Genomic DNA, 26,500 nt, shown 5'->3' on the forward strand with positions numbered 1-26,500 from the left:
ATGTAGCATGCATGATAAATGTGAAAAGACATTTTCCTAATCTCGCCACCCTGCTGGTCAGACTCGGCACCTTCGCGGGAGCGTTCAAGCTTTGTGGCTCCTTGAATTCACGCTGCCCGTCCCCACTTACTGGCCATGAACATACTTCAGCCGAGGATTTCAGCATGCGTTTGGATAAACTGACCACCAAGTTCCAGCAGGCGCTGGCCGACGCGCAAAGCCTTGCGGTCGGACACGACAACCAGATCATCGAGCCGCAACATCTGCTGCTGGCGCTGTTGCAGCAGGAAGACGGTTCGACTTCGTCCCTGCTGGCCCGCGCCGGGGTCAATGTGCAGGCGCTCAAGGCGGCGCTGGCGCAGGCGATCAGCCGTCTGCCAAAGGTGCAGGGGCATGGTGGTGAGGTGCAGGTCGGTCGCGATCTGACCAATCTGCTGAACCTTACCGACAAGGAAGCCCAGAAACGCGGTGACCAGTTCATCGCCTCGGAGATGTTCCTGCTTGCCCTCTGCGACGACAAGGGCGAGTGCGGTCGCCTGGCGAAACAGCACGGACTGGTCAAGCAGTCGCTGGAACAGGCGGTGGCTTCGGTGCGTGGCGGGCAGGGGGTGGATTCCCAGGAAGCCGAAGGGCAACGCCAGTCACTGAGCAAGTACTGTATCGACCTGACCGATCGCGCCCGCCAGGGCAAGCTCGACCCGGTGATCGGTCGCGATGACGAGATCCGCCGGGCCATCCAGATTCTGCAACGGCGTACCAAGAACAATCCGGTACTGATTGGCGAGCCAGGCGTTGGCAAGACCGCGATCGTCGAAGGGCTTGCGCAGCGTATCGTCAATGGTGAAGTGCCGGAAACGCTCAAGAACAAGAAGGTGCTCAGTCTCGACATGGCGGCACTGCTGGCCGGTGCCAAGTATCGCGGCGAATTCGAGGAGCGACTGAAAGCGGTGCTCAAGGAAATTGCCCAGGAAGAAGGGCGCATCATCGTTTTCATCGACGAGCTGCATACCATGGTCGGCGCCGGCAAGGCGGAAGGCGCGATCGACGCCGGCAACATGCTCAAGCCCGCGCTGGCACGTGGCGAATTGCACTGCGTTGGTGCGACGACACTCGACGAGTACCGCAAATACATCGAAAAGGATGCGGCGCTCGAACGCCGCTTCCAGAAGGTGCTGATCGACGAGCCGACGGTCGAGTCGACGATCGCCATCCTGCGCGGCCTGCGCGAAAAATACGAGCTGCACCATGGCGTCGACATCACCGATCCGGCGCTCGTCGCCGCATCCGAACTGTCGCACCGCTACATTACCGACCGTTTCCTGCCGGACAAGGCGATCGACCTGATCGACGAAGCCGCGGCGCGAATCAAGATGGAGATCGATTCCAAGCCGGAGGTGATGGACAAGCTCGACCGGCGCATGATCCAGCTCAAGATCGAGCGCGAAGCGGTGCGCAAGGAACGCGATGAAGCGTCGAAGAAGCGCATGCACCTGATCGAAGAGGAACTGCTCAAGCTCGAACGCGAGTACAACGACCTCGACGAAATCTGGAAAGCCGAAAAGGCTCAGGTGCAGGGCAGTGCGCACATCAAGGAGGAGATCGACAAGCTCAAGCTCGAACTGGCGCAACTGCAGCGCGACAACAAGTGGGACAAGGTTGCCGAAATCCAGTACGGCAAGCTGCCGCAGCTCGAGGCGCAACTGACGGTCGCCGAGAAATCGGGAGACGGTGGCCAGCACAACAAACTGTTGCGTACCGAAGTCGGCACCGAGGAAATCGCCGAGGTGGTTTCGCGTGCGACGGGAATTCCCGTCTCGAAGATGATGCAGGGCGAACGCGAGAAGCTCCTGAAAATGGAAGAGCGCCTGCACCAGCGCGTCGTCGGGCAGGACGAGGCGGTGCGTCTGGTGGCCAATGCCATCCGCCGCTCGCGTGCCGGCCTTGCGGATCCCAACCGGCCGTACGGATCGTTCCTCTTTCTCGGACCGACCGGGGTCGGCAAGACCGAACTGTGCAAGGCACTGGCCGGCTTCCTCTTCGATTCCGAGGAGCACCTGATCCGCGTCGATATGAGCGAATTCATGGAGAAGCACTCGGTGTCACGATTGATCGGTGCGCCGCCGGGTTACGTCGGCTACGAGGAGGGCGGTTATCTGACCGAAGCCGTCCGGCGCAAACCCTATTCGGTGATTCTCCTCGACGAAGTCGAAAAGGCGCACCAGGATGTCTTCAACGTTCTGCTGCAGGTTCTCGACGACGGCCGCATGACCGACGGGCACGGTCGGACCGTCGACTTCAAGAACACCGTGGTGGTGATGACTTCGAATCTCGGAAGCCAGATGATTCAACAGATGGCGGGTGACGATTACCAGTTGATCAAGCTGGCGGTGATGGGTGAAGTCAAGAGCTATTTCCGGCCCGAGTTCATCAACCGCATTGATGAAGTGGTGGTATTTCATGCGCTCGAAGAGCAGCACATCAAGTCGATCGCCAGGATTCAGCTCGCTTACCTCGAACAGCGCCTGGGGCAACTCGAGCTGAAGCTGGAAGTCGCCGACAGCGCCCTGTCAGAACTGGCGACGGCCGGTTTCGACGCGGTCTATGGTGCCCGCCCATTGAAACGTGCGATCCAGTCGCAACTGGAGGATCCCCTGGCCAAATCGATTCTCGAGGGGCGTTTTGTTGCCGGCGACACGATTCGCGTCGCTTGCGACAGTGGCATCATGCGCTTTGACACGGCTTAGAAGGATGTTGCATGGCACGAAGCTTGCTAATAGTTGTCTGTAGTATGAGCCCGCAAGGCCTGTGCAAGCAATCGGGACATTGCATCGTCTCTGTCCACCTGGAAAGGAGTACACATGAACATCGTCTATAACAGTCAGCAGTACGCAATCGTTGCTTACCCGGTGCAGCAGGGTTTCGAGCTGGTAGACAAAGCGGCCAGCCGCAGCCTTTTCGTTCAGGGTTCGGTGGCCCGGGATTTGCGCAAGGCCATAGACGATATTCCCGACAACGAGCGTGACGAAGAATCGATTGACGCGCTGCTCGACGAGTACTGCGCTGGTGCGGCGCGGCCGATCGTGGTGCACTGAATTGGTGCCAGGATGCGCTCCCGGCCATGCACTGCGATTGACTGACGCCGGGATATCCGGGGCGTCACGAACAAGCCTGAACACCCAAGGGCAGGTCCGGCCGAGCAGGGCTTTGTTTGCGAGCGTATAATTGTCGGCAGAAGCAGCTTGTCAACCAGAACTATTCTTTGGGAGGAGGCCAGATGGCCTTGTACGAATCCGATCACACCAAGTTCATGCGTGAAATGATGGCCCAGCATCCCGAATGGGCCGAGGATCAGCGCCGCGGCCGGGCGATCTGGTGGGACAGGAAGGTCGACCTGAGCGAGCAGAAGTCGCGCCGGGAGGCCAATGAACCGCATCGATCCTATCCCTACGACGTCAATTTCGACCTGCAGTAGCCGCCAGACACAGAAGCGGCCGGACGAATGTCGTCCGGCCGCTTCTTCTCGTTGGCGGGGCCGAAGGCTTTGGCTGCGCCGAGTTTGAGGCGTTGCCTGGTCCCTGGCCCCTGAAAATTTTCCTAGTTGTTCAAGGGCTTGATGACGCGTTTGACGGCCGGGTCGTCGGGGTGCGGGTGGATCGTGAAGCCAAGCCTGGTCATCAGGTTGAACATCTTGGTGTTCATCGACAGCACGTCGCCGACGATGGTACGGTAGCCTTTGACGCGTGCACAGTCGATCAACGCGCTCATCAGCTTGCGGCCGACACCGTGTTTCTGCCAGTCATCGGCAACGGCCAAAGCAAACTCGACGGATTCGCCGTCCGGGTTGGTGACATAGCGGGCGACACCGATCTGCAACTCCTTGCCATCCGCGTCGGGGAGGGTCGCCACCAGAGCCATTTCGCGGTCGTAGTCGATCTGGGTGAAGCGCACCAGCATGGTCTGCGTCAGTTCGCGGATGGTATCCATGAAACGGTAGTACTTGCTTTCGTCGGACAGGCCGATGACGAACTGCTGCTCGCGCTCGGCGTCTTCCGGGCGGATCGGTCGAATCGTCACCGTCCGGCCATCCGGGAGTTCCCATTCCTGGATCAGATGTGCCGGATAGGGGTGAATCGCCATGTGCGCATAGCGGTCGCCCGAGGGTGCGGCATAATCAATGACGATGCGCGCATCGGCAGCGATACCGCCATTCTCATCGACAATCAGCGGATTGAGATCGAGTTCCTGCAGCCAGGGAAGTTCGCAGATCATCTGTGAAACATGCAAAAGCACGTCTTCGAGCGCTTCGAGGTTGACCGCCGGCATGTTGCGAAATTCGCCGAGCAGTTTGGAAGCGCGCGTCGAAGCGATCAGATCCCGCGCCAGGAAGCGGTTGAGCGGTGGCAGGGCAACCGCCCGGTCGCTGAAGACTTCCACTTCGGTACCGCCGGCGCCGAAAGTGATGATCGGACCAAAAATCGGATCACGCGAGACTCCGATCATCAGTTCGCGGCCATTCGGGCGTGCCAGGTACGGTTCGATTGAAACACCGTTGATACGCGCCGTCGGGTGCCGCTTCTTTACCGTTTCGAGAATGTCGTGATAGGCATTGCGAGCCGCCGGGGCGTTGCTGATATTGAGCCGCACGCCGCCCACTTCGCTCTTGTGGATGATGTCCGGCGAATCGATCTTCATGGCGATCGGAAAACCGATCTGTTCGGCCAGCAGCAGCGATTCGGTCGGCGTGTGCGCGACCATGGTCTGTGCGACGGGGATGCGGAAAGCCCGCAGGATGGCCTTCGATTCCATCTCCGAGAGGACCTTGCGCCGCTCGTGCAACACTGCCTCGACCAACATCCTGGCCCCTTCGGTTTCCGGTCGGGAATGCTTCGACAAGGGTGCCGGGGTCTGCAGCAGGAGCTTCTGGTTCCAGTAATAGGTGGAGATATGGTAGTACAGCTCGACCGCCGTTTCCGGCATGCGGAACGAGGGAATACCGGATTCTTCGAGCAACATGCGCGCCTCCAAGACCTGTTCCTCGCCCATCCAGCAGGTGAGAATCGGCTTGGCGGTCAGCAGGTCGACTTCGATCACCGCCTTGGCGACTTCCATCGGCTTCGTCATGGCCTGCGGCGAGAGCATCACCAGAACGCCATCGACGGTGTCATCCTCGGCAACCGCCAGGATGGCTTCGTGATAACGCTTCGGGGTTGCATCCCCTTCGATGTCGATGGGGTTGCGTTGCGACCAGGTGGGCGGCATCTTCGAATTGAGTTTCTGGATGGTACTGGCAGACAATTCGGCGAGCGGAATCTCAAGGTCGCCGGCACGATCTGCGGCCATCGCCCCCGGTCCGCCGCCGTTGGTGATGATTGCCAGGCGCTTACCTTGCGGGCGGAATTTCGAGGCCAGCGCCTTGGCCGCATAGAACAACTGGCCGATGTTCTTGACCCGCACGACACCGGCGCGGCGCACGGCAGCCTCGAAAACGATGTCGGAGCCGCCGGGCATTCCCGAGTGCGTTTCGACTGCCGCCAGCCCGCCGGCGTGACGACCGGCCTTGAGCAGCACGATCGGCTTGATGCGCGCCGCCGAACGCAGCGCGCTCATGAAGCGGCGGGCATCCCGAATGCCTTCGACGTAGAGCAGGATGTAATGAGTGAGGTTGTCGTAGATCAGGTAATCGAGGATCTCGCCAAAATCGACATCGGCGGTGCCGCCCAGCGAGATGACGCTGGAAAATCCGACGCGGTTGCTGGTCGCCCAGTCGAGAACCGCCGAGCAGATCGCTCCCGATTGCGAGACCAGCGCGAGATTGCCGACATTGGCGTAGACATGAGCAAAAGTGGCATTCAGTCCGAGACTCGGGCGAATGATCCCCAGACAATTCGGACCCAGCAGGCGGACTCCGTAACTGCGGGCAATCTCCATCATCTTGCGCTCGAGCGCCGCTCCCGAGTGACCGGTTTCGGCAAAGCCGGAAGTGATCACGATGGCATTCTTGACACCACTGCGACCGCATTGCTCGATGATTTTCGGGACCGTTTGCGGTCTGGTGACGACGACGGCCAATTCGACGCGGGCGCTGATCTCTTCGATCGACTTGTACGCCTGCACCCCCTGGATCGATTCGTGGGCAGTGTTGATCGGGTACAGTCGTCCTTTGTAGCCGGAATCGAGAATGTTCTTGAACAGTACATTGCCGACCGAATTCTCCCGGTCGGAAGCGCCGATGACGGCAACGGACTTGGGTTCAAACAGGGTGGTGAGATAGTGATGTTCTAGCATGAGGATTTTCGCCGCTTGTTCGAGAGGCGCCATACGGGTTGATGTTGCGCTGCAACAATTTTACCACAGATGGCCTGGCAAGTCTCTAGGGAGAAGACCATAGGGTGCGAACGAAAGTGTTGGGCGAGTCCCGCTCTGATAATTGTCAGCGACGTGAGCAAACGTAAGGAAATTAGCGGAGAGTTGCGATAGAGTAGGGAACCCATCCACGGAGAGAAGCCATGCCTAAGATTTCCCACATCGAACCTTGCGATTCCAGAGACTTGGTGGCCCGTTTGGAGGCTAATCCAAAGATACTGGCGAAAGTGCTAGAGATGCTGGAGTTGGTGGAGAACGCCGAAGGGGATCTGCGTCGGGCCGATGAAGCCGAGCGCCGCGTGATAGAAATTCTCCGCGGGACGGGCCAGGAGATTCTGACGGGATGGGCCGAGCAGGTTGCTGAGGCGGTGACAGCCGAGGTGCGGGCCGCTGAGCCGGTCGTGGTACACGCGAAAAAAAAGTTCTCTGGTATACGACATACGGCTCGGTCATGGTGGAGGAGGAATGCTTTCTCCACAAAGAAACAAACCGGCTGCTTCGTCCTTTTTCAGAAGCTGCCGGTGTCCGTTGCCGGAGCCATTCTCTGCCACTGGAGCGCGCCGTGACGGACTTGGGCGCCGACCTTCCCTTTGGACAGGTTGCGGCAAAAATCAAGGAGCACTACGGTGTTGACTTGGCGGTCAGTGCGCCCCGGACGCTCACCGAACGGGTGGCCTGTGAATTAACGGAGGCAGATTGCCTGCCGGTGGCGGGCCCATCGAACACCGCGAAGAGGCTGATTGTGGAGACGGACGGCGGAATGGTGCCCCTTGTCGAGACCGTGGAGGGCGCTGCGGACGCCCGCAAGGGGAAGCGCACGCACTGGCGAGAAGCGAAGGTCTGTATCGCACAGCGGCAGGGCGAGGCCGTTCCCAAGGCCGGCGTGACGATGGAGGGTCCCCGGGAAGCGGGGGCCATCCTGAAGCGGCTGGTCGATGCGCTGGGATTTGGCCCCAAGACCCAGGTTCACTGTGTTGGCGACGGGGCGGCTTGGATAAGCAGCCAAATCGAGGAACTGTTCGGTACTCAGGGGACCTTCCTGGTCGACTTGTTCCACGTCTGCGAATATCTGACCCCAGCCAGCAAGGTCTGCGCGCCGGATTCTGCCCAGGATTGGGTGGCCTCCCAGAAGGCGCGATTCCTGCTGGGACAGGCCCGCGAGGTGGTTGCAGAGATGAAACTGCACCTCGAACCTGCATCGGTCGATGACCCGCAGGCTCCGGTGCGCGTCGCCTGGCGCTATTTCTCCAACCGACTCGACCAGTTGGACTACCCCCGCGCACTTGCGCTGAATCTGCCCGTCGGCTCTGGCGAGGTCGAGAGTTCTCATCGCTACCTCGTGCAGGCCCGCCTCAAGCGCCCAGGGGCTTGGTGGCGTGCGGACATGGCTCAAGCCATGATCAACCTGCGTGTCATGCGACATAACCAGCTGTGGGAAACCTATTGGGAAAAGCGCTGGGCGGAGCCTCTACGCAGAGCGGCTTAAAACCGAGACTCCCCGTCCAACACTTTCGTTCGCACCCAAGACCATAATCCCCTCATATTGCGAAATTTGGCACACTGGGAAGACCGCCGGAGGCAGAAGAGGGCATGGGGCGATCCGGAGCCAGCTCGGGAGGTGCTTGGCCGAAACATTGCCGGCGTGACGGCAGCAACTTAGCGAACCGGCGCTGCCAAATCGCGGTCAGCGAGTACGCTGTCGATGTGGATGTCGGATTGCAGGACACGGTACATCGGGCATTTGTTGGCAATCGCCAGCAGTTTGCCGCGTTGTTCGCCTGTCAGATCGCCGGCGAGAGTGATGGTGCGCGAGATTCGATCGATCTTGCCATGTCCGTCGACCTCGATCCGGTCGTGCATCAGTTCGACGCTGACACCGGTGAGTGGCAAGTGCTTGCGTTCGGCGTACATGCGCAGGGTGATCGAGGTACAGGCGCCGAGGCTGGCAAGCAGGAAATCGAAGGGCGCCGGGCCAGCATCGCTACCGCCCATGGCGACGGGTTCATCGGCAATCAAGCGATGCCTGCCGGCATACACCATTTGCTGGTAGGGTCCCAGCCCATTCTCGCTGACGACGATCGAATGATCGTGCGGCTTACTGTTCTTGTCCTTGGTCATGCGCTCATCTCCAGATCATCGGAAACATGATAAGGGAAGGAAGCTCCGCCCGGACAGTTTCTTTTTGCTGATTATCTGCCGCAAACCCGGCGAGCCAGGGCGTCGATGCCGGCAGGTGTCAGATCGTCGGTGCCGATCCTGAGCGGCGCACGGTATCCGGCGTAGTTCTGCTGCTGCGAGCGCTGGTACAGCGGGTCATAATGCAGTGCCAGCAGCTCGCCGACCAGTTCGCGCCAGCGCCCCTGTTGGATATGTCCTCGCCAGCGCAGCAGCGTCTCCGTGCTCTGCAGATGTCGCAAGGCTTGCAGGCGGGCAGTCAGCCAATCGGGAGCGGTCAGGAAGTAGGCATAATCACGCAACAGGAAATCGACGCGCGCGGCGAAAGACGCTTCGATGTTTACACACTCGCCGGCGCGCATGCTCTCGATCAGTGCGCTAGGGAGCTGTAGCGAACCGATCTTGCGGCTCTCCGCCTCGACATAGACCGGCCGATCCGCAAGCAGGCGCTGCAGCGCGGTGAGCAGGCGGGATTCGAACATCTTTTGCGAGGGCTGCGGGCAGTCCGGCAGGACGCCAAGCACTGAACCCTTGTGACAGGCGAGATCCTCAAGGTCGAGCACCTGTTCTCCGAGTTGCCCGATGGCCTGCAGGATGCGGCTCTTGCCGCTGCCGGTGGCCCCACAGATGACCTTCAGTTGCAGCGCCCGCGGCACTTCCGACAGACTCTCGATGACCAGTCGGCGATAGGTTTTATAGCCGCCTTCGAGTTGCTGCGCATCCCAGCCGATACGCCGCAGGACGTAGGTCATCGAGCCACTGCGCTGGCCGCCACGCCAGCACAGGATCAAGGGTCGCCAGTGCTTCGGGCGGTCGAGAAAGCGGTCGCGCAGATGCCTGGCAATGTTCTCGGAAACATGCGCAGCACCCACCCTCCGAGCTGCGAAAGGGGAGACCTGCTTGTAAAGCGTGCCCACTTCGATGCGCTGCTGGTCATCGAGTACCGGACAGTTGACCGAGCCGGGAATATGGTCCTCGGCAAACTCGGCGGGGGAACGCACGTCGATGATCTCGTCAAAGGCAGAAAAATCGCTGATTCGCTGGAGGCTGACGAGCTCATGTTTCATGCGGAGGAGGACATTCGTTGATGGCCGACTATTTTAGCAGCGGTGCGAGGCCACGCCAGACGTTGTTGAGCAACAGGGGTTGCGCTTCAGCGGTCGGATGCAGATTGTCGGCCTGGAATAGATGGGCTTCCGTTGCCACGCCCTCGAGCAGGAAGTCTACCAGCGCGGTCTTGCGGGCTTTGGCCACTTCATCGAAAGCATGATGAAACTGCAGGGCATAGGTGCCGTAGTTGGGCGGTATGCGCTGGCCGACCAGCAGCACGCGTGCGTTCTTCTTCTGGGCGCTGGCGACGATGGCGCTCAGGTTGTCGCGCAGTTGTGCCACCGGCAGGCCACGCAGGCCATCGTTGGCGCCCAGGGCAATGATCACTACCTGCGGCGAGTGCCTGGCCAGCGCCGCGTCGATGCGGGTCCGGCCACCGCTGGTGGTTTCTCCCGAGATGCTGGCATTGACGACGCTATAATCGAGCTTCCTTTCCTGCAGGCGTTTGGCGAGCAAGGCGGGCCAGGCGGCGTCCTGGCGGATGCCGTAGCCCGCCGACAGCGAATCGCCGAAGACGAGAATGGTTTGTACTGCCTGTGCTGCCGGGGCAAACAGCATCAGTCCGGCGAGCAACAGGCTGCGGTAATTTGGGATACAGGACATGGGTCGAGACGCATCGATGGTCATTGAGGTGAGTGATCTCGCCAAACGTGTGGATAACGGTGGCGAGCCGTTGACCATTCTGCACGAGATTTCGTTCGCCGTCGCCCCTGGCGAGACGGTGGCGATTATCGGGGCCTCGGGTTCCGGGAAATCCACCCTGCTGGGCCTGCTGGCCGGACTCGACCTGCCGAGCAGCGGCTCGGTGTCGCTGGCGGGCGAGGATCTCGGTGGCCTCGACGAAGATGCACGGGCGGTATTGCGCGGCCGCCTGCTGGGTTTCGTCTTTCAGACCTTCCAGTTGCTGCCGTCGCTGAACGCCATCGAAAACGTGATGCTGCCACTCGAACTCGCCGGCACAGCCAATGCCCGCACCGAGGCCGAGTACTGGTTGCAGCGGGTCGGGCTGGCGCACCGCCTGCGGCATTATCCGAAACATCTCTCCGGGGGGGAGCAGCAGCGGGTTGCCCTGGCCCGCGCCTTTGCACCGAAGCCCCGGCTGGTGCTCGCCGACGAGCCGACCGGCAATCTCGACGCCGCCACCGGTCATCAGGTCATCGAGTTGATGTTCGCGATCAATGCCGAAAGCGGCACCACGCTGATCCTCGTCACCCATGACGAAGAAATTGCGGCGCGCTGTTGTCGCCGGCTGCGGATGCACGCCGGGCAACTGGAAGAGATTCGCTGAGCAGGATTTCGCTCGCGGCTGCGACACCGCTGCGGACTGCCGCTTCAAGCGTTGCCGGATATTCGGCGCAGACATAGTCGCCCGCCAGCCAGCAGCCGGCGAGTGCGGTTCTGACGCTGGGCCGGCGCAGATTGGGGCGACAGCAGAAGGTCGCACGTTGCTCACGGATCACCTGATACCAGAGGAACGCTGGTAGCCGGCGATCGAGTGTGGCGGCGAGTTGGCGGTGCAGTGTGGCGGCCAGCGCGGCATTGTCGAGTTCCTCCCAGGCACCATGACCACTGAGAACGAAGGCCAGGACTCCGGCGGTGCCACAAAGCGCGCCGCGATCGAAAACCCACTGTCCGACCTGTGCACGAGCACGATCCTCCAGCCCGAGCATCGGCAAAGGCAGGCGTACCTGCGGTGGATAGCCACAATAGACGGTACCGATCGGCTCGAAAGCGTACTCGGCAAGCAGTTGTGCGCTGGCGATCGTTTCGGCGTGCCGGACAAGCAGCGCTGCCGCGTGTTGCGGGCCGACTGCGACGACGGCGTGGTCGAAGGACTCGCCACGGATGCCGGGGCCGACGTCAATCGCTTCGACGCGGGTCGACACGCGGATTTCCCCGCCACGCGCGCGAATGAAGTTCGCTGCGGCGGTCGGGAACAGCTGGTCGAGGTCGGCCGCCGGCAGCAGCAGATCGGTTGCCGCCCGCCCACTGCCGAGACTGTCGCGCAAGGTATGAACGAAAATCTGCGCCGAGGCCTGCGCCGGTGCGGTATTGAGCGCCGCCAGGCAGAGCGGCTCCCAGAGGTGGCGGCGCAGGCTGCCGCGCTGGTCATGGCGATCGAGCAAGTCCTTCACCGTGCAGTCTTCACCGATCCGGTATGCCGCCCCCTGCAGAAAGCGCATGAAGCGAACGGCGCTGATCTTTTCGCTCAGGCTGGCGCCGCGCGCTGCCAGCAGTCCGGCCGCCAGGTGCCATGGCGAGGGCAGGCGTGGCAGCCGCAGGTGAAAGGGAAGCGGCTGGCTGGCCGGGAAGCTCAGTTCAAGGGGCAGACGCTTGAGCAGCCGATCCGGGTCGGCGCCGACTTCCTGCATCAGGCGCAGTGTCTCGCGATAAGCGCCGACCAGGATGTGCTGCCCGTTGTCGAGCCGCTGTCCTTGCACTTCGACGCTGCGAGCACGGCCACCGAGTTGCTTCGCCGCTTCGAAGACCGTCACCCGGACGCCGGCTTTCGCCAGTTCGACGGCGGCGGACAGACCCGCCCAACCGCCGCCGATGATCGCTGCTCTCATCCACGCACCCAGGTCCGCCAGGCGATCCACAGCTTGCGCAGCGGCGTCAGCGAAGTGCGCTGGGTGAGAACCTGACAGCCATCGCGTTTGATCTCGTCAAGCAGGGTGCGATAGATCGCCGCCATCATCAGACCGGGGCGTTGTGCCCGGCGGTCAGCCCCTGGCAGTTCGTCGAGGGCCAGGACATAATAGCTCTCGGCACGTTCGATCTGGAAGTCCATCAAGCGGCGGAAGTTGTCCGAATGGCGGGCATTGAGGATGTCGGCGGCGGTCACTTCGAAACGCTGCAGATCCTCGATGGGCAGGTAAATGCGGCCCATGCGCGCATCCTCGCCGACGTCGCGGATGATATTGGTGAGCTGAAAAGCGACGCCGAGATCGTGCGCATACTTTTGTGTCTTGCGATCCTGGTAGCCGAAGATTTCTGCGGCGAGCAGACCGACGACTCCTGCGACGCGATAACAATAGAGCGACAGCGCCTTGAAATCGAGGTAGCGCGACTGTTGCAGATCCATCTCCATGCCATCGATGATTTCCTGCAACTGTTCCTCGGGTAGATGGAACTCGGCGCTCGCCGCCTGCAGTGCCTGGGTCACCGGATGCTGCGGCTGGCCGGCGCTGAGGCGGGCCAGTTCCTGTCGCCACCAGGCCAGCTTGGTCGCGGCAAGCTGCGGATCCTGGCATTCATCGACGACGTCGTCGACTTCCCGGCAGAAAGCATACAGCGCCGTGATCGCGCGCCGCTGGTTCTGCGGCAGGAAGAGAAAGCTGTAGTAGAAGCTCGAGCCACTGCGTGCGGCTTTCTGCTGGCAATATTCGTCAGGGGTCATTCGCAATCTCGGGATTTCCACAGGGCCGCCATTCTCCCACGACTTACATGCCCAGCGCGCGTCCGCCGATGCGCAGCCAGTCGCGCGCGCCGAGCATTGGGCGGTTCCGGAAGACGTCGCCGCGGACGCGCTGAATCCTCTCCAGGATGCGTAGCCCCCCCTGTACCGTCAAGCGAATCTCCCAGCCCATGCGGCCTGGCAGTTGCTGGACCAGCGGTGCGCCCTCGCTCATCAGGCGGCGCGTTCGTTCGATCTGAAAATCGAGCAGCGCTGCCCATGCCTCGCTCCAGCGCCCACCAGCGATGTCTGTTTCGGCGATGCCGAAGTATTCAAGGTCGCCAAGTGGCAGATAGATGCGCTGCTTGTTCCAGTCAATGGCGATGTCCTGCCAGAAATTGACCAGTTGCAGGGCGGAGCAGATGCAGTCCGAGCGGTGCAGGTTTGCTTCGCTGTTCCGCCCGACCAGGTGCAGCAGCAGCCGGCCCACCGGATTGGCGGAACGTCGGCAGTAGTCGAGGAGTTCCGGGTAATCCGCATAGCGCTTCTTGACGACATCCTGCGCAAAAGCGTCAAGCAGGTCGCGCAGCAACTGTACGGGCAGATGCCACTCCCTGATGATCGCCGCCAACTCCGCGAAGTCCTGCCTGGCCGGAGGTTCACCGCCCTCGATGCGGTCGAGTTCCTCCCGATACTCGGCGAGCCCCTGCAGGCGTACCGCGTCGCTGGCATCGCCTTCGTCGGCGATGTCGTCGGCGGCGCGCGCGAAACGATAGATCGCCTCGACCGGCCGACGCAGGCGTCGCGGTAGCAGCAGCGATGCAACAGGGAAGTTTTCGTAGTGGTCGACAGGCATCGGGGAGGAGCTTGGCGCAGTCCGGCTTGACCGGAATCGCGGAGAAGCTGACAGTATAGGGTTGTCGCGGTTAGAATATTGGTTTGATGCGTTGAACGGCCGAGCCGGAGGTTGCCGGCGAACGAGTGACCGACTGTGCAGCGCATGCACTCCACTCCTCTTCCGGGTTGGCAGTGCCCAGGTGGCGAAATTGGTAGACGCAGCAGGTTTAGGTCCTGCCGCCGCAAGGTGTGGGGGTTCGATTCCCTTCCTGGGCACCAAGAACAAGTCCAAAGTAGTCCGAAAAAGGCCAGAACTCCAAGCAAAAGCAAGGGTTCTGGCCTTTTTTGTGTCCACGTAACTCCCAACTGATCTATTGCAATCCGGGGGTATCTGGGGGTATTCTTGGGGGTATGCTGGAGGTGTTGATTTGAGGATACCCCCAGAAGCACCAGCCACCTGTTTGAGGATATCTTCGATGCCCCTGACTGACACCACCATCCGTAATGCCAAGCCAACTGAAAAACCGGTCCGCATTTTTGACGGCGGTGGGCTGTATGCTGAAATCAGTCCTGCCGGCGGAAAGCTATGGCGTTTGAAGTACCGCATTGACGGGAAAGAGAAGCTGCTTGCCCTGGGCATGTACCCGGACGTGGGTTTGAAAGACGCCAGGGAGCGCCGCGACGAGGCGCGCAAGCTGCTGGCGAACGGCGTAGACCCTGGCGCACACCGGAAGGCGCAAAAAGCTGCCAAAGCGGAGCGGTCGGCCAACAGCTTCGAGGTTATCTGCCGGGAGTGGCTGGAGCAGCGCAAGGACACGGTGGAGCCATCCCAGCATGTCAAGACGCTGGCGCGGATGGAGAACGATGTTTTCCCTTGGCTGGGGGCGAAGGCGATTGCCGAGATTACCTCTCCCGACGTGCTCGGGGTGCTGCGCCGAATCGACGAGCGCGGTGCGCGCTACACGGCACATCGTGTGCGCAGCGAAATCAGCCGCGCATTCCGTTACGCGATCGCCACAGGCCGCGCTGATCGCGATCCCTGCCCGGACTTGAAAGGCGCGATACCGGCTCCCAAGGCGGAGCACTTCGCGGCAATCACGACGCCGACGGAGGTTGCCGAACTGCTTCGGGCAATAGACGGTTTCCGGGGTACGTTCGTGGTCAAGAGCGCCTTGCTGCTCGCACCGCTGCTGTTCGTTCGCCCCGGCGAACTGCGCAGCGCAGAGTGGTCGGGGTTCGACCTGGACAAGGCCGAGTGGCGCTATCTGGTGACCAAGACCAAGAGCGAGCACCTTGTGCCGCTCGCGTCACAGGCGGTGGCGATCCTCCGCGAATTGCACGAACTGACCGGGAATCGGCGCTACGTTTTTCCCGGCCGCGATCCGCACAAGGCCATGAGCGAGGCAGCGATCAATGCCGCGTTACGGCGGATGGGCTACGACACCAAGACCGAAATTACCGGGCACGGATTTCGCGCGATGGCGCGAACGATCCTGCATGAGGAGTTGCACATCAAGCCCGAAGTCATCGAGCATCAGCTTGCGCATCAGGTTCCTGATGCCCTTGGCACGGCCTACAACCGGACCAAGTTTCTGAAAGAGCGCCAGACCATGATGCAGCAATGGGCGGACTACCTCGGCAAGCTGAAAGTTGGCGCCGAGGTGATTCCGTTGAACGGGCAAGCGGCTTGATCGCTTCCTGCGCTTGGGTTGACAAGCGCAGGCTGGCGAGCGGGGTTTATCGCTGGTCGGCGAAGGGGTGTAGCGGTGCGGGGTGGAAGCGGCGGGACTGACCACGTCGGTGCCGGCGGGACGGCGGTCAGGGGCTTCGGGCCCTGCTCATCCTGTGCCTTTCTTTCCGCCACGCTCGCCCGCGGCCCTGAATTCATCGTACGCCTTGTCCCAATCAATGCTCGGGAATGCAGCTTTGACCGACTCCAGAAAGTCTGGTCGGTTCAGAGTTTCAAAGGTCACATCCTTGAAGCGTTCGTTGAGTTTCATCTCCTGGATGAGGGCTTCGGCACGGGGAAACACGCGATTCAGTTCAAAATCGAGCCATCGTCGGGCGCTGTCTTCTGAAGGTTTCTCACCGAAAATTTGTCCAAGTAAGGCATCCGGCGGCGCTTGAATGACGCGCGGCAGGTAGTAATCGACGATCTGTTTGCGTGATTCGTCGAGGTGCGTCTGTAGTTCTGCCGCAACTGCTTGTTGGTGTTCCTCCAGCTTCGCGCGGAACGCAGCCAGCCGCTCGACCAAGAGGGGCTTTGCGGATTTCAGCACCACCCGTCCGTGATCCTTGGCCAGCGAGGGCGTGAAATTCTTGCGAATATCATTGAGAGCGTCTTCGAGCGGTTTGGACGAAAGTTTGCTGCCCTTTTCGATCAGTTCGAAAGTTGTTCGCAACCGGTTTTCCAGATCCTTGCTACCCCCCAGCTTCTGGATGCTTGGGGGGAGTGCAAGTCGATGGCGCTGAATGGCGGCTCCGGTGAGGCTCAATTCCACATATTGCAGATACGGCTCAAAAACACGAACCTGCCGCGCAAGATCGAAGCGGACCGGCGGTACTTCTTTCAGGGTAGTGGCGACCTTCGAGAACTGAACATCGCTTACTTCCTGCGAACCTACATCCAGAGGCAATGCCTGGATACGTCTTTTCTCTTCGGAAGTCTTGGCTTGCGCGACGGCAATGGCCTTGGCGGCAGGAGAAAGCCGAGCCAGGGCTTCTTCGATCTGTGCGCTCGACATTCGAATGGCGTTGAGCGCAGCACCGCTGGTGGACTCGGGTTCGAGGTACAAGGCTGTCGGCGTAAATATGAAGCCAACATCGTCAGCAATCACCAACGCTGTGCGCAGGCCGGGCGTGCTCCGAACGCTGATGCCGGCATCACGCAGCAGTTTCACCGCGCCAATATCTCCATAGCCCATGCGCATCGCACGCTCGTCGAAGTCGAGGCAAACGGTCAGCATTTCCGCACCAAGACGCGCGGCTGCTTCGGCCATCGCTTGCGCCGGCTTGGCCTGAATTCCCGGGCCAGCGTAGCAGACCGAGTGTTTTGCTGCGCCGATGATCTCCGCCATATCCTGAGAACTCAAGTGACCAAAAAGTGCGCCGGGACTCATGACGGCGTTTCCGACTCGGCAACGGTTGCGGGGTTCAGCGTGATCGATGTCCCGCCCGACACCACCCACTCCTCATAATCCGCCATCACCAACTCAGCCCTTTTCATCAAGGGTGGCAGCAACGCCTTGCGGTCGGGGTGCGCGAATATCTTGAGATTCAGCGCTCCGGCGTCCAACAGTTCCTTGAACTTGGTATAGCGATCTTCCCAGGGGAAATCCGTGCCGTCTTTCGCCATCGCCAGCACCATCTTGCGGTGGATGTCCTTGTTGCGTCGCCTACCTTCACCGTCGATCACCTGAAACAGCGTGATCAGGAACTTCTTCAACTTCTCGATCAACAAAAGCTTTTGCTGCTCGGTCAGTTGCAGGGCTGCCAGCAGTTCGATGGCGTCCAGCGAAGCCATCAGCCCGCCAATGGAATGGGGCAATCCGGTCTCACTCTGGGGTTTTTTCTTCTTCTGCTGCGCCTCAGGCAATTCATCGAGCCCCCAGCCGACGGCATCCTCCACCAGATCGATATCGAACACCGCACCGACGCGGTCGTCCTCGTCACTGAGCTTGGACGCCAGATGCTTGACTACCTGCTCGGCAAAGGTCGCGCGTTTTTCGTCGGCGTGCCTGGCCAACTCCGGCTTCTTGAAATCGAGGATGCCCCACAATCGTTCGCGGCTGCCCAGCCAGGCCGACCCCGCGTGGCGCAGATTGATGGCGCGCGGCTTGTCCTCCTTGGTCAGTTCATCGAGAAAATCGGAGAGGCCCGTCGCACCTTCCTTGTCCTTACCGCCGGCTTGTGCCGCCTTCCAGCTTCGCCAGTGGGCGCTGATTCCCTTGTCGTCGAAAAACAGCTTGAAGGCCTTGTCCATCTTCTCCTTCAGGTTCATCGCATCGAGGTCGGATACCGTAATGCCGCCATATTTGGCGAAGACCTTCGGCAAGTTCTTCGAGACGACGCCCGCGTGCGAAAAGTCGACCAGCAGGCAGTCGTTTTTCCACTTGCGCCAGCGATTCACCCGGCAGGCCGCCTGGAACAGCAGGACGTCATCCATGCCACGATCGATGAACAGGGTGTGCAGCGTCGGTTCGTCGAAGCCGGTAAGCAGCTTGTCCACCACCACCATGAGGGCGTTGTAGACCTTCAAGCCTTGCTTGGCGCCTTCACCCTTACGGCGAAACTCATCGATGATCGCGTCCTGATTCCTGCCGCCGTTGAGGGATGCGCAAGTCGGCTCGCCCTGCTTGTCCGTGTAGAGTAAAAGCACCGGGCAGTGTCTGATCGCCTCGGCGTGCACCACGAAACGCGGGTCCATAGCCAGCGTGTCCAGTTCGGCTCGCAGCAGTTTTTGATACGCGATCGCCGCCTTGATCGAATGCGCGGCGAACATCGCCTTCCCCTCGCCCAGGGCACGGCCGGGCGGGCGGATGGTCATCATCGTTTTGGCCACGAAGACGAGTGCGGCCTGCTTGGCGACAAATGCCTGCCGGTTCGGGTTCTGGTAAATCTCGTCGGAACTGGGCGCGCGCAGTTTGTCGCCATCCTGCAGTTTCTGCACCGATTCCGTGATCTTGTATTGCAGATGATCCTCGAAGCGGAGGACGTTCTGGATTGGGTTCAGAATCACCCGGTCGCGAATCGCCTGGGTCATCGTGTAGGCGAAATACGGTGCCCAGCGGATGTCATCGCCGGCTGCCGCCGGAGATCGCCACTCGCCGAAGCGGGCGAGGATTTCGTCCCGCGGTGTCGCGGTCAGGCCGACGATGAGATTGCGCTTGGCCCCCTCGGGCCGGAGGGTGCCCCACTCGTCGAAGATTTCGATGGTCGCGTCGTGCAGGATGCCGTTCTGGCTGCGGTGCACCTCGTCGATGACGAAGGCCACCCGCTTGGTCGCCAGCAGCTTGGCCAGCGCCGGGTCGGCCTCGGCCAGCTTCCGGATGGACGGGAATTTCTGGATGTTGACCACCACCACGCGCACCCCGCTTTGCAGGCCATCGCGCAAATCCCTGAAGGTCTCCGCTTCGGCGACGATGTTCTGCGTTGCCCGCAGGCGTGCCGCTTGTTGGGCCACGTTCTGGCGCAGTTCGGTGCGGTCGGTCAAGAGAATGCAGAGATCGAACAAGGGTGCTGCCGCCGCGCTGCGCGGGTCCGCCATGTCGGCGAGCGCCTGCGCCAGCCAGACGATGACATTCGTTTTGCCGAGCCCCGCCGCGCCTTGCAGCAAGATGGAATGCGACTCCTGCCCATTGCGGTGCAGCAGGGTCTTGCGGACGATCTCATCGGCCTTCTTCGGGTCCAGTCCGGGCAGGGACAGGGCCAGTGCCGCCCGGATGTCCACCTCGTTGATCTTCGACTTGCTTTCTTTGGCATAGAGTTCATGCACCCGGCGCATGGCCTGGTACAGCATGGCGCGCTGCGCCGGGCGCGGGCGCAGAATCTCGGTCGCGGTGGTGGTACGGCTGGGAATGTTCTGGTTGAAGAAATGAATCTCGCGGTCTACGCCGTCGGCAGGTGCGAAGAACGACGCCAGATGTTCGGCCAGTGCCACGGAGGCCGGTTTCTCGCGCATTTCCGCGGTGCGCATGAACGCTTCCACCACTTTGCCTGGCAGTGCCTCCACGAGTGCCTGCGTATCGTCTGCCTCGATGGCGTCGTCGATCTCCGGCAACAGCCATTCGATCTCCGGCAGCACCATCATCGCACCCATGTCCACGGCGCTGATATGGGTAGCTTTTTCGTACAGGCAAATCGCCTGGCGAATCTCCCAGCGCACCTTTTCGCTCAGGTCGCGGTGGCGAAATCCCGGCCAGCGGCCGCCTTCCGCCGCGTAGCGTTCGCGCGCCTCGCGCAACACGGCAATGCCGGCCTCGACGCAATCGTGGGCGATCTTCTTGCGGCCGTGGCCGGCGGCGGTCTGCCCGGTCTGGGCGGTTTTCAGTTCGGCATAGGCGAGGTACAGGCCATTGACGAAAAACACCAGGTCGGGCCGGCGACGGATGCGCTTGTTGCTGTGGGGAAATTGCCGCTCGAAAGTCGCCTCGGGATCACACGCAGGAAGTTCTTTCTGAACAGATCCGCCGCCCTGGCATCCGCCCCGGCGCGCGGCGCTTCGTTCCACAGCACGAAGGACTGGCCGGCAAACGTCAGGCTCTCGCGCAGCACGAAAGCGGCATTCGCCTTGGCGGCGATCTTGGGCAACAGCGTCTCGGTCAGAAAGGCCTGCAGAAAGGCCGCGTCGGAGTCATAGCCCTTCATCGCCCTGGCGTAGGCGGCGGCGTTGAGCGGGCAGCCGTCGCGCAGGAAGTGGAGCAGATCCCCCGGCACGATCCAGCGCATGGCGTCGATGTCGGCCGGCTTGCCGAGTATCCAGTCCAGGCCGTCCGGCTGCGGCGCAGTCAGGTAGGGAATGAAGACACCGTTCTGAAAGTCGCTTTCCTTGAAGCCATGGGCCATGCGGGGTCCTCTTGTGCTCAGGCCGTCTCGGCCGGTGGGTCGTAGGCGGAAAGGTCGATCTTGCCGGTGACCGCCTCGTGGATGATGGCTTTGCGCTGTTGCTGCAGCAGGTCGTCGAGCTGGTCGATGAGCGCGATTTGTCGGTCGATCTGCGACAGCTTGCGGTCGAGGAAGGCGGCGATTGCGTGCTGTTCGGCGAGCGGCGGTACAGAAATCAGCATTTGCCGCAAGTGCGTTGGGCCGAAATGATGAATTGTCGAGCCTTTCAGGTAGTCCTCAACCTGCCCGAGGAACGCCTTTGAAATCACGAAGAGGCGAAGATAAGCCTTGGTCAATCCAGTCTTGGGCCGCAATATGATCAAACCGGTATATGGAATCGCACCCACCGCGTCAGTGCCTGCTTCGCTAAGGAACGTTCAAAAAACAACCTGCGGAAATTCATTGCTGGACTGGAAAAACGGTGGGATTCCATTGATCAGCTTTCGCAAATTGTTTTTGAAACGTTCCTAACCATGCCAGTACTCGCACTGGCGCTGATGACGATGTCACCCAGTTTCAGCCGGAATTGCCGCCACTGGCGTTCGGCCTTCTCGGGCGCTACGTAATTGCAGCCCTCCATGGTGATCAGGCCGGGCGTGATGTTTCCGATTCTTAGCAATGGAACTCCGGCCTGCATGAAGTCGGTGGCCATGATGCCCGGTCCCTCGCGGAAAAAGACCTGGCTCTTGAACTTCGACAACGACCAATGAACCGGCAGCTTTGGCAAAGCAGGTTGCCCTGTTTGCACGCTTCGGCTTTTGGTCAGCCCGTTAGAAATCACCTCATCAAGTAGCGTCTGGCGCAGATATCGCAGCAATTCCCGTTTCTTGCCGAGAAGTTCACGGCGTTTGTCGATGCGGCTGGTTTGTATGTCGAGCCATGCGGCGATGCGGCGCTGCTCATCTACCTTCGGCAAAGGAACTGGCATACCGGCGAAAATAGGCCAATCCACCCGAGGCATCTTGGTTCCTACGACCGTATCATTGATGGCGTTGATGAAACGGTGGCTCAATAACCAATAGAGCACATATTCCGGATGAACCGAGCGTAAGGCACGGGCCACAAGAAGTTCACTTGTCCCTATCAGATCGGCCGGGGCTAATAGCGCCTTCGCCAGGTATGGTCGGAGTTTGGAGAAACAGATAGTCCCTTGCCGGATTGGCTGAGCGCTCTGATAGCCGGCAATCTCAAGGTCAATCGGTACAGCTTTTCCGGTCCAACCAGTAATGTGCTCCAGGCCCACGTATTGAGTTGCCAAGTTGGTGTGCGCTTTCGCTGCTTGACGCAAAACATCTTTCAATCGATACACGCTCCAATCTTCCGGAAATCTGCCAATAGCATCGAATCCGCTATCTTTCATTTCCCGTCCCATCGTCCCCCTCCACGCACAGATCGGCAGCAATCTCCGCTTCCAGCCGAGCCATTTCCTCTTCAACAGCGGCGATATCCTTCAGGATCTCCTTGCTCGCCCGGATGCCGCTCTGTTTCGGAAACACGCGGTTGAAGTTGATCTCGCAACCCGTCTTCCAGCCGTGCAGGCACCACGGCTCATGCACCCACCGGGCCAGGAAATCCGCGATTAACTGGTTGTTGATCGCCTCGTCCGATGAATAGGGGACGGTCTCGCTGTCCTTCTCCAGCAATCGGTCGAGCGCGATATCCACTCGGGCGCGTTCCTGGCCCTTGGATTTGACGGCCTTGGCCCTGACCGACAGCACGCCCAGGCCCTTATTTTCCGGGCCGACCCAGATGGTGCCGGTTTCGTTCTCACGACCGTAGAACTGGCCGCCGCTCACGTCGACGGTGGTCAGTTCGGCATTGCGCGCCGCTTCGTGGAACAGGGCAATCGCTTCCTTGACCGTCTTGCCGGCAAAAGGGGCGAGGTCGAGCAGTCCCGCATCGACGTTGTAGAGGGCGTCATCGGAGCGAACGACGATCTTCTTGCCCTCGATCTTCTCGGTCTTGCCGATAGCACGGCCCTCTTCATCGTGGCGCCAGAGTTCCAGTTCGACCTTGTTGTAGAGCAGCGCATCGATGGGCAGCTTGCGGCTGATCGGTCCGTCGGCGAAGTCGCGGAAGGCTTGCACGATGCGCGCGCGGTTGACTTCGTCGATTTCGCAGTTCTTCTGGTTGAGGTTCTTCCTGAGCTTGGTAAAGCAGGTTTCAGCGTTGATGAGCAGCACGAAACCCTTGCGGTTGGCCGGCTTGGCGCGATTCAGCACCCACAGGTAGGTATGGATGCCGGTGTTGAAGAATTCGTTCTTCGGTAACTGGATGATGGCTTCGACGATGTCCTGTTCCTGGATCAGCCAACGCCGGGTTTCCGATTCGCCGCCGCCGGCATCGCCGGAAAACAGTGTCGAGCCGGAATGCACGATGGTGGCGACGCCGATCTCGGACAAGTGGAACGCGGCGTGCTGAAGGAACAGCAGTTGCCCATCGGAGGTGGGCGGCATACGTTTTGGGTCGAAGCGGCCGGAGGCATCCATTTCGAGGTGCCTCTTGAAATCCTTCCAGTCCACGCCGTAGGGCGGATTGGCGACGATGGCGTCGAACTTGTCGAGCAGGAAATGATCGTTGGTGAGAGTGTTTCCCCATTCGATGCGTGCGCCCTCCCGGAAGCGCGCCTCGATGGCCGCCAGGGCGTAGAGGGCATCGTTGAGTTCCTGCCCGCGCGTGCGCACGGAAAGTTCGGGGAAGGCGTCGCGCATGGCATCTTCGGTGGCGAACAGGAAGTTGCCGCCACCGCTGGCCATGTCATAGATATCGGCGATGCCGGCGCCACCCTTGCATTCGTGGCGCAGTTCGACAATCAGTGCGGTGGCGAGGTCGATCACGTCGGAAGGCGTGTATTGCTCGCCGGCCGTTTCCGCCGAAATGTCCGCCCACTTGCGCTTGATGTGCTCCTCGATGGTGGTGATTTCGGAGTTGTCGAAGGGCGTGAGGTCTATTGAGGCCCACTTCTGGGCGAAGGGGTACAGTGGGCAGTTGTCGCGGCTGAACAGGTCGGACGCCTTGCCCTGCATGTCGAGGAACTTGGCGTGTCCCTGAGCATAGCCGATGCCCAGCAGCCGCTTGGTGTCGGGGTCGTATTGGTCGAGGTGTGCCAGCAGGCGGTTGAGAAAATTGCCCCCCGGCACCAGGCAGGTTTCGCCCAGGCCTTTGCCGTGGAGCAGCAATTCCGGGTGGTATCCCTTGTTGGCGGCCTTGGCGGAGTATTCCAGCCATTCACGGTGGGCGGCATCCTCGAAGTTGAAAGCGTGCTCGGTCTCTCTCCTGAATTCGTCGATGCGTGACTGCCGAAAACGCCGCAAACGCGATTCGAGCATCATCAGGGCGAAGAACGGCATCATGTAGGCGGGCCAGTCGCTGGCCTTGATGCCGGCGCCGCGCAGGGTGTCGGCGGTCTCCCAGATCTTGTCCGCGCAGGAGAGAAGTCCGGCTCCTATTTTCTGGGTCATGGCGTCTTCTTGATCGGGCCGGGGTCGACTCGGCAGCGCAAGGCGTCGGACTTCCCTCTAGCCATTGATTCCCCCATTTGAAGCACTTGTATTCTCGAAGTGCGGTAATGTACCGTAATGTCCGGCATAATCCAAATGCATGCACTCCGCCACGCCGTAGAGGACACGAGACACCCGATGGCCCGCCATTACTCAACCAAGGACTTCTTCCGGCAAATGCCGAACGCCCTGCTCGCGCGCTACTTCGCGACGCACGGCGTGTTGACCGATTTCGATCTCACTGCGATCAAGGAGACCAGGATCGACGCGCTGTTCGACGCGTGGATGGAGCTACCCGAAGCCGCGCGCGTGCGCCTGGAATCCGATCTGCGCGAGATATGCGACATGGCTTGTCCTGTCGGCACGCAGGCCATTCTCGACGAGGCGGAATTCCACCTCGACGACGACAAGCTGGCCAATTTTCGGGACGGGTTGATGGCGTTGCCTGGCCACCACGAACGGGCGATGACGGTATTTCTCGATCATGCGAACCTCTGGCGTGGAGCGACACGCTTTCACCATGCCGATACGCTGAGCTACTGGCGGAAACGCAAGAACCTGCCGCGAGTGGCCGCCGCCGCCGATCCGGCGAGCCTGCGGTCACTGGAGGCCGCCATTCGATGCTACTACCGCGTGAGCGAGGGGCGAGGCCGGCATTGCCGAGTCGAGCCCTATCGGCGCGGCGACCGCGACTACTTCTTTGCCTTTCCCGAGGACTACGCGCAGCAATCGGTCGAGTGGGAGGGCGACGATTTCTCGGTGCGTCCGCATCATCCGGCGTTCGAGGTGGTGTTCGTCTATCGGCGGAGCGAGGGGACACTCGATCTGTACGTGCCCGGCAACCGGAAGGCGGTGGAGCCATTGCAAGGAATCTTCGCGGAGCACATCCTCAAGTGCGAGGACCTGCCGGCTGACCCTGCCGACACGCGCGTGTATGACCTCGGCGTGCTTCGGCGGAGGGAATTCGCCTTTTCGTGGGCACCGGAGAGCGGCATCGAATCGGTTGCCGTCAGCCGTTTGCGCCTGAGTCTGCACTCGCCGAGGAATGCCAAGCTCATCGTCGAGGCCGACACGAAGCACAGGCCGGACGCGGTCTACGATCTGCTGGAGACGCTCGCACCCGTGTTCCCTGGTCACAGCTATCTGGTGACGCAGGTCGGGATTGCCGCCAGAATCAAGCCGAACACGCACTCTGCCAGCAAGCAGGTTAACTTCACGGTTTCGTTCCCGAATTCCTGCTCGCTCAAGCACGACGAAGTCGGCTTGAAACTGCGCGCGATGCTCTGGGCCTCCGGCATCGAGCCGCGGGAACCGGAAGTGCTGGTCGATGGCGAAGGTCAGACCAAGCCATGAATCCTGGCGACGTCTTGGCGACGCTGCTGGATCGGGTGGCAGCGGCTGGCGGTGGCGCCGCGTATTTCTCGGCGCAGGAACTGGCTGTGTGGCCGGTAAGCACGCTCGCCCGGATGAAGGAGATGGGGCTCTTGGTGCTCTCGACGCCCGCTGCTTCGGTTGTTTGCCCTGGCTGCGAGGAAGAATGTGCGATGCCCGTGGAGATGGCGACGACGGCGGCAGGGACGCTACGTTTTTTCGTGGTGTGCGACAGGCGCGAGGACACCGCCCACGTGCCGGTGCCACGGGTTCAACTGGAGCAGTGGCAGTGCTCACCCCGGCTGTTGGCTGACGGCGTAGCGAAGCTTGTCGGTTTGCGGCGCTCCTTGAGTGACGATGACCCCAGGCGGTTGGACTTGGGTGTGCTCAAGGGCACCCAGGCGTCGGCGCATGTCGTGCTGCACGTCGAAAGCGCGCTGTCCCTGCACCTTGCTGGGCACGTGCTGTCGCTGCCCGACGTGCTGGTTTGGACCGACAAGGGGATGACCGTCGAGCGGCGGGCGCTGGTGCGTTGCGTGGACAACGCGGTGGCCGGGGCGGGCGCCAAGGAATCGGCCGAGAAACGGCGGGAGCGCTTGGGCGCGCGGCGCAAGGAACTGATCGCATCAGGTGTGCACAATTTCAACGAGGTTCTGGCCCAAGAGGAAGGGCTTACCACCACGCGGATCAAGCAGATACTGAAAACGAAACCACAAAAACAACTGGCGGACGCCAAGGATTCGGTCAGCCTGCTCGGCCAACTGCAACTCGCTTCCCCAAGGGAGAAGAAAAGCCAGCGCTGACAAGGTCTTGCACCGCATCTGCGGGATAGCTTGCGGGATAGTACCCTTGCCCGCGCCCACTACGCGTCATGTTCAACAACGCCCCAAGGGGTATCAACATGACGCACACCATCCTGCGCCTTCCCGCTGTTCTCCGTGAGCGTGGCCGCTCGCGCAGTGCGCACTATCTGGACATTCAACAAGGCCTGTTCACGCCACCTGTGCCGATCGGCCACCGTGCAGTGGGCTGGCCGGCTGCGGAAGTCGCCGCACTCAATGCGGCGCGCATCGCCGGCAAGAGTGAAGTCGAGATTCGCGCGCTGGTCACCAAGCTCGAAGCCGCACGCAAAGCGATCTCTTGA

Annotated in this window: 23 protein-coding genes and 1 tRNA gene; 11 read left to right on the forward strand and 13 right to left on the reverse strand. The window is 61.1% G+C overall.

Annotation, left to right across the window (positions count from 1 at the left end):
* Positions 1–164: 164 nt before the first annotated feature.
* The 3 genes from clpB to V5B59_RS00945 all read left to right on the forward strand — a co-directional run bounded on the left by clpB (position 165) and on the right by V5B59_RS00945 (position 3,472).
* Positions 165–2,744 (forward strand): ATP-dependent chaperone ClpB, encoded by a 2,580-nt coding sequence (clpB, locus tag V5B59_RS00935; RefSeq protein ID WP_169071462.1) that lies wholly within the window; start codon positions 165–167, stop codon positions 2,742–2,744.
* A 114-nt stretch (positions 2,745–2,858) separates the two neighbouring features.
* On the forward strand, positions 2,859–3,092 hold the full coding sequence (locus V5B59_RS00940) for a DUF3567 family protein (RefSeq protein ID WP_034909171.1): 234 nt from the start codon (positions 2,859–2,861) through the stop codon (positions 3,090–3,092).
* Between the two features lie 182 nt (positions 3,093–3,274).
* Positions 3,275–3,472, forward strand: coding sequence for a DUF3460 family protein (locus V5B59_RS00945; RefSeq protein ID WP_034909173.1), 198 nt, complete (start codon positions 3,275–3,277; stop codon positions 3,470–3,472).
* A 122-nt stretch (positions 3,473–3,594) separates the two neighbouring features.
* Here V5B59_RS00945 and V5B59_RS00950 read toward each other — a convergent pair whose 3' ends face one another.
* The gene (locus V5B59_RS00950) at positions 3,595–6,285 is read right to left on the reverse strand and encodes a bifunctional acetate--CoA ligase family protein/GNAT family N-acetyltransferase (RefSeq protein WP_034909182.1); all 2,691 of its coding nucleotides are present in this window, start codon (positions 6,283–6,285) and stop codon (positions 3,595–3,597) included.
* A gap of 221 nt (positions 6,286–6,506) precedes the next feature.
* Here V5B59_RS00950 and V5B59_RS00955 point away from each other — a divergent pair, with 221 nt between their 5' ends.
* Both V5B59_RS00955 and V5B59_RS00960 read left to right on the forward strand, forming a co-directional pair.
* Positions 6,507–6,929 carry a hypothetical protein gene (locus V5B59_RS00955; RefSeq protein WP_034931510.1) on the forward strand — a complete coding sequence of 141 codons (423 nt, stop codon included), beginning with the start codon at positions 6,507–6,509 and terminating at the stop codon, positions 6,927–6,929.
* A complete protein-coding gene (locus tag V5B59_RS00960; RefSeq protein ID WP_332351391.1) occupies positions 6,926–7,849 on the forward strand; it encodes a hypothetical protein in 924 nt (307 codons plus the stop codon). The genes V5B59_RS00955 and V5B59_RS00960 overlap by 4 nt, the downstream gene beginning before the upstream one ends.
* A 170-nt stretch (positions 7,850–8,019) precedes the next feature.
* On the opposite strand, the gene V5B59_RS00965 is transcribed toward V5B59_RS00960, so the two are convergent.
* The 3 genes from V5B59_RS00965 to V5B59_RS00975 form a co-directional block, all read right to left on the reverse strand.
* On the reverse strand, positions 8,020–8,481 hold the full coding sequence (locus tag V5B59_RS00965; RefSeq protein WP_169071463.1) for an OsmC family protein: 462 nt from the start codon (positions 8,479–8,481) through the stop codon (positions 8,020–8,022).
* A 71-nt stretch (positions 8,482–8,552) separates the two neighbouring features.
* Positions 8,553–9,605: a tRNA 2-selenouridine(34) synthase MnmH gene (gene mnmH / locus V5B59_RS00970; RefSeq protein WP_034909174.1), complete on the reverse strand. Its 1,053-nt coding sequence runs from the start codon at positions 9,603–9,605 to the stop codon at positions 8,553–8,555.
* 28 nt (positions 9,606–9,633) lie between these two features.
* The gene (locus V5B59_RS00975) at positions 9,634–10,251 is read right to left on the reverse strand and encodes an arylesterase (protein WP_034909176.1); all 618 of its coding nucleotides are present in this window, start codon (positions 10,249–10,251) and stop codon (positions 9,634–9,636) included.
* On the opposite strand from V5B59_RS00975, the gene V5B59_RS00980 reads away from it, so the two are divergent.
* Positions 10,250–10,936 (forward strand): ABC transporter ATP-binding protein, encoded by a 687-nt coding sequence (locus V5B59_RS00980; protein ID WP_034909178.1) that lies wholly within the window; start codon positions 10,250–10,252, stop codon positions 10,934–10,936. The genes V5B59_RS00975 and V5B59_RS00980 overlap by 2 nt on opposite strands.
* Here the strand turns inward: V5B59_RS00980 and hpnE are convergent.
* From hpnE to hpnC, 3 genes are read right to left on the reverse strand one after another with little or no spacing between them, the layout of a single operon-like run.
* Complete coding sequence (hpnE, locus tag V5B59_RS00985; RefSeq protein WP_169071464.1) at positions 10,857–12,218, reverse strand: hydroxysqualene dehydroxylase HpnE; 1,362 nt, start codon at positions 12,216–12,218, stop codon at positions 10,857–10,859. The genes V5B59_RS00980 and hpnE overlap by 80 nt on opposite strands.
* Complete coding sequence (gene hpnD / locus V5B59_RS00990) at positions 12,215–13,048, reverse strand: presqualene diphosphate synthase HpnD (protein WP_169071465.1); 834 nt, start codon at positions 13,046–13,048, stop codon at positions 12,215–12,217. The genes hpnE and hpnD overlap by 4 nt, the downstream gene beginning before the upstream one ends.
* Positions 13,049–13,091: 43 nt before the next feature.
* Entirely contained in the window at positions 13,092–13,901 is an 810-nt protein-coding gene (gene hpnC, locus V5B59_RS00995; protein ID WP_169071466.1) for a squalene synthase HpnC, read from the reverse strand.
* A gap of 175 nt (positions 13,902–14,076) precedes the next feature.
* On the opposite strand from hpnC, the gene V5B59_RS01000 reads away from it, so the two are divergent.
* Positions 14,077–14,161, forward strand: a tRNA-Leu gene (locus V5B59_RS01000).
* Positions 14,162–14,358: 197 nt separating this feature from the next.
* Positions 14,359–15,573, forward strand: coding sequence for a tyrosine-type recombinase/integrase (locus V5B59_RS01005; protein ID WP_169071467.1), 1,215 nt, complete (start codon positions 14,359–14,361; stop codon positions 15,571–15,573).
* A gap of 147 nt (positions 15,574–15,720) precedes the next feature.
* Here V5B59_RS01005 and V5B59_RS01010 read toward each other — a convergent pair whose 3' ends face one another.
* From V5B59_RS01010 to V5B59_RS01035, 6 genes are all read right to left on the reverse strand, one after another.
* Positions 15,721–17,001, reverse strand: a complete 1,281-nt coding sequence (locus V5B59_RS01010) for a hypothetical protein (protein ID WP_169071468.1) — start codon at positions 16,999–17,001, stop codon at positions 15,721–15,723.
* Positions 16,998–19,970, reverse strand: a complete 2,973-nt coding sequence (locus V5B59_RS01015; protein WP_332351397.1) for a type I restriction enzyme subunit R domain-containing protein — start codon at positions 19,968–19,970, stop codon at positions 16,998–17,000. Before V5B59_RS01015 ends, V5B59_RS01010 begins: the two co-directional genes overlap by 4 nt.
* The gene (locus tag V5B59_RS01020) at positions 19,928–20,446 is read right to left on the reverse strand and encodes a hypothetical protein (RefSeq protein WP_332351399.1); all 519 of its coding nucleotides are present in this window, start codon (positions 20,444–20,446) and stop codon (positions 19,928–19,930) included. Before V5B59_RS01020 ends, V5B59_RS01015 begins: the two co-directional genes overlap by 43 nt.
* A gap of 17 nt (positions 20,447–20,463) precedes the next feature.
* Positions 20,464–20,832: a restriction endonuclease subunit S gene (locus V5B59_RS01025; RefSeq protein WP_169071470.1), complete on the reverse strand. Its 369-nt coding sequence runs from the start codon at positions 20,830–20,832 to the stop codon at positions 20,464–20,466.
* 89 nt (positions 20,833–20,921) lie between these two features.
* The gene (locus tag V5B59_RS01030) at positions 20,922–21,845 is read right to left on the reverse strand and encodes a restriction endonuclease subunit S (protein WP_332351403.1); all 924 of its coding nucleotides are present in this window, start codon (positions 21,843–21,845) and stop codon (positions 20,922–20,924) included.
* A complete protein-coding gene (locus tag V5B59_RS01035) occupies positions 21,835–23,946 on the reverse strand; it encodes an HsdM family class I SAM-dependent methyltransferase (RefSeq protein ID WP_332351405.1) in 2,112 nt (703 codons plus the stop codon). The genes V5B59_RS01030 and V5B59_RS01035 overlap by 11 nt, the downstream gene beginning before the upstream one ends.
* A 177-nt stretch (positions 23,947–24,123) precedes the next feature.
* On the opposite strand from V5B59_RS01035, the gene V5B59_RS01040 reads away from it, so the two are divergent.
* From V5B59_RS01040 to V5B59_RS01050, 3 genes are all read left to right on the forward strand, one after another.
* A complete protein-coding gene (locus tag V5B59_RS01040) occupies positions 24,124–25,338 on the forward strand; it encodes a hypothetical protein (protein WP_332351407.1) in 1,215 nt (404 codons plus the stop codon).
* 14 nt (positions 25,339–25,352) lie between these two features.
* Positions 25,353–26,159, forward strand: coding sequence for a hypothetical protein (locus tag V5B59_RS01045; protein WP_332351409.1), 807 nt, complete (start codon positions 25,353–25,355; stop codon positions 26,157–26,159).
* Positions 26,160–26,257: 98 nt separating this feature from the next.
* Positions 26,258–26,500, forward strand: coding sequence for a helix-turn-helix transcriptional regulator (locus V5B59_RS01050; protein WP_332351411.1), 243 nt, complete (start codon positions 26,258–26,260; stop codon positions 26,498–26,500).

Origin of the sequence: Candidatus Accumulibacter contiguus (genome assembly GCF_036625285.1) — a bacterium.
GTDB classification, from domain to species: domain Bacteria; phylum Pseudomonadota; class Gammaproteobacteria; order Burkholderiales; family Rhodocyclaceae; genus Accumulibacter; species Accumulibacter contiguus.

Coding starts and splice junctions, on each gene's coding strand:
- clpB (WP_169071462.1), top strand. CDS start 165: ATGCGTTTGGATAAACTGACCACCAAGTTCCAGCAGGCGCTGGCCGAC.
- V5B59_RS00940 (WP_034909171.1), top strand. CDS start 2,859: ATGAACATCGTCTATAACAGTCAGCAGTACGCAATCGTTGCTTACCCG.
- V5B59_RS00945 (WP_034909173.1), top strand. CDS start 3,275: ATGGCCTTGTACGAATCCGATCACACCAAGTTCATGCGTGAAATGATG.
- V5B59_RS00950 (WP_034909182.1), bottom strand. CDS start 6,285: ATGCTAGAACATCACTATCTCACCACCCTGTTTGAACCCAAGTCCGTT.
- V5B59_RS00955 (WP_034931510.1), top strand. CDS start 6,507: ATGCCTAAGATTTCCCACATCGAACCTTGCGATTCCAGAGACTTGGTG.
- V5B59_RS00965 (WP_169071463.1), bottom strand. CDS start 8,481: ATGACCAAGGACAAGAACAGTAAGCCGCACGATCATTCGATCGTCGTC.
- mnmH (WP_034909174.1), bottom strand. CDS start 9,605: ATGAAACATGAGCTCGTCAGCCTCCAGCGAATCAGCGATTTTTCTGCC.
- V5B59_RS00980 (WP_034909178.1), top strand. CDS start 10,250: ATGGGTCGAGACGCATCGATGGTCATTGAGGTGAGTGATCTCGCCAAA.
- V5B59_RS00975 (WP_034909176.1), bottom strand. CDS start 10,251: ATGTCCTGTATCCCAAATTACCGCAGCCTGTTGCTCGCCGGACTGATG.
- hpnE (WP_169071464.1), bottom strand. CDS start 12,218: ATGAGAGCAGCGATCATCGGCGGCGGTTGGGCGGGTCTGTCCGCCGCC.
- hpnD (WP_169071465.1), bottom strand. CDS start 13,048: ATGACCCCTGACGAATATTGCCAGCAGAAAGCCGCACGCAGTGGCTCG.
- hpnC (WP_169071466.1), bottom strand. CDS start 13,901: ATGCCTGTCGACCACTACGAAAACTTCCCTGTTGCATCGCTGCTGCTA.
- V5B59_RS01005 (WP_169071467.1), top strand. CDS start 14,359: ATGCCCCTGACTGACACCACCATCCGTAATGCCAAGCCAACTGAAAAA.
- V5B59_RS01010 (WP_169071468.1), bottom strand. CDS start 17,001: ATGAGTCCCGGCGCACTTTTTGGTCACTTGAGTTCTCAGGATATGGCG.
- V5B59_RS01020 (WP_332351399.1), bottom strand. CDS start 20,446: ATGGCCCATGGCTTCAAGGAAAGCGACTTTCAGAACGGTGTCTTCATT.
- V5B59_RS01030 (WP_332351403.1), bottom strand. CDS start 21,845: ATGAAAGATAGCGGATTCGATGCTATTGGCAGATTTCCGGAAGATTGG.
- V5B59_RS01035 (WP_332351405.1), bottom strand. CDS start 23,946: ATGACCCAGAAAATAGGAGCCGGACTTCTCTCCTGCGCGGACAAGATC.
- V5B59_RS01040 (WP_332351407.1), top strand. CDS start 24,124: ATGGCCCGCCATTACTCAACCAAGGACTTCTTCCGGCAAATGCCGAAC.
- V5B59_RS01050 (WP_332351411.1), top strand. CDS start 26,258: ATGACGCACACCATCCTGCGCCTTCCCGCTGTTCTCCGTGAGCGTGGC.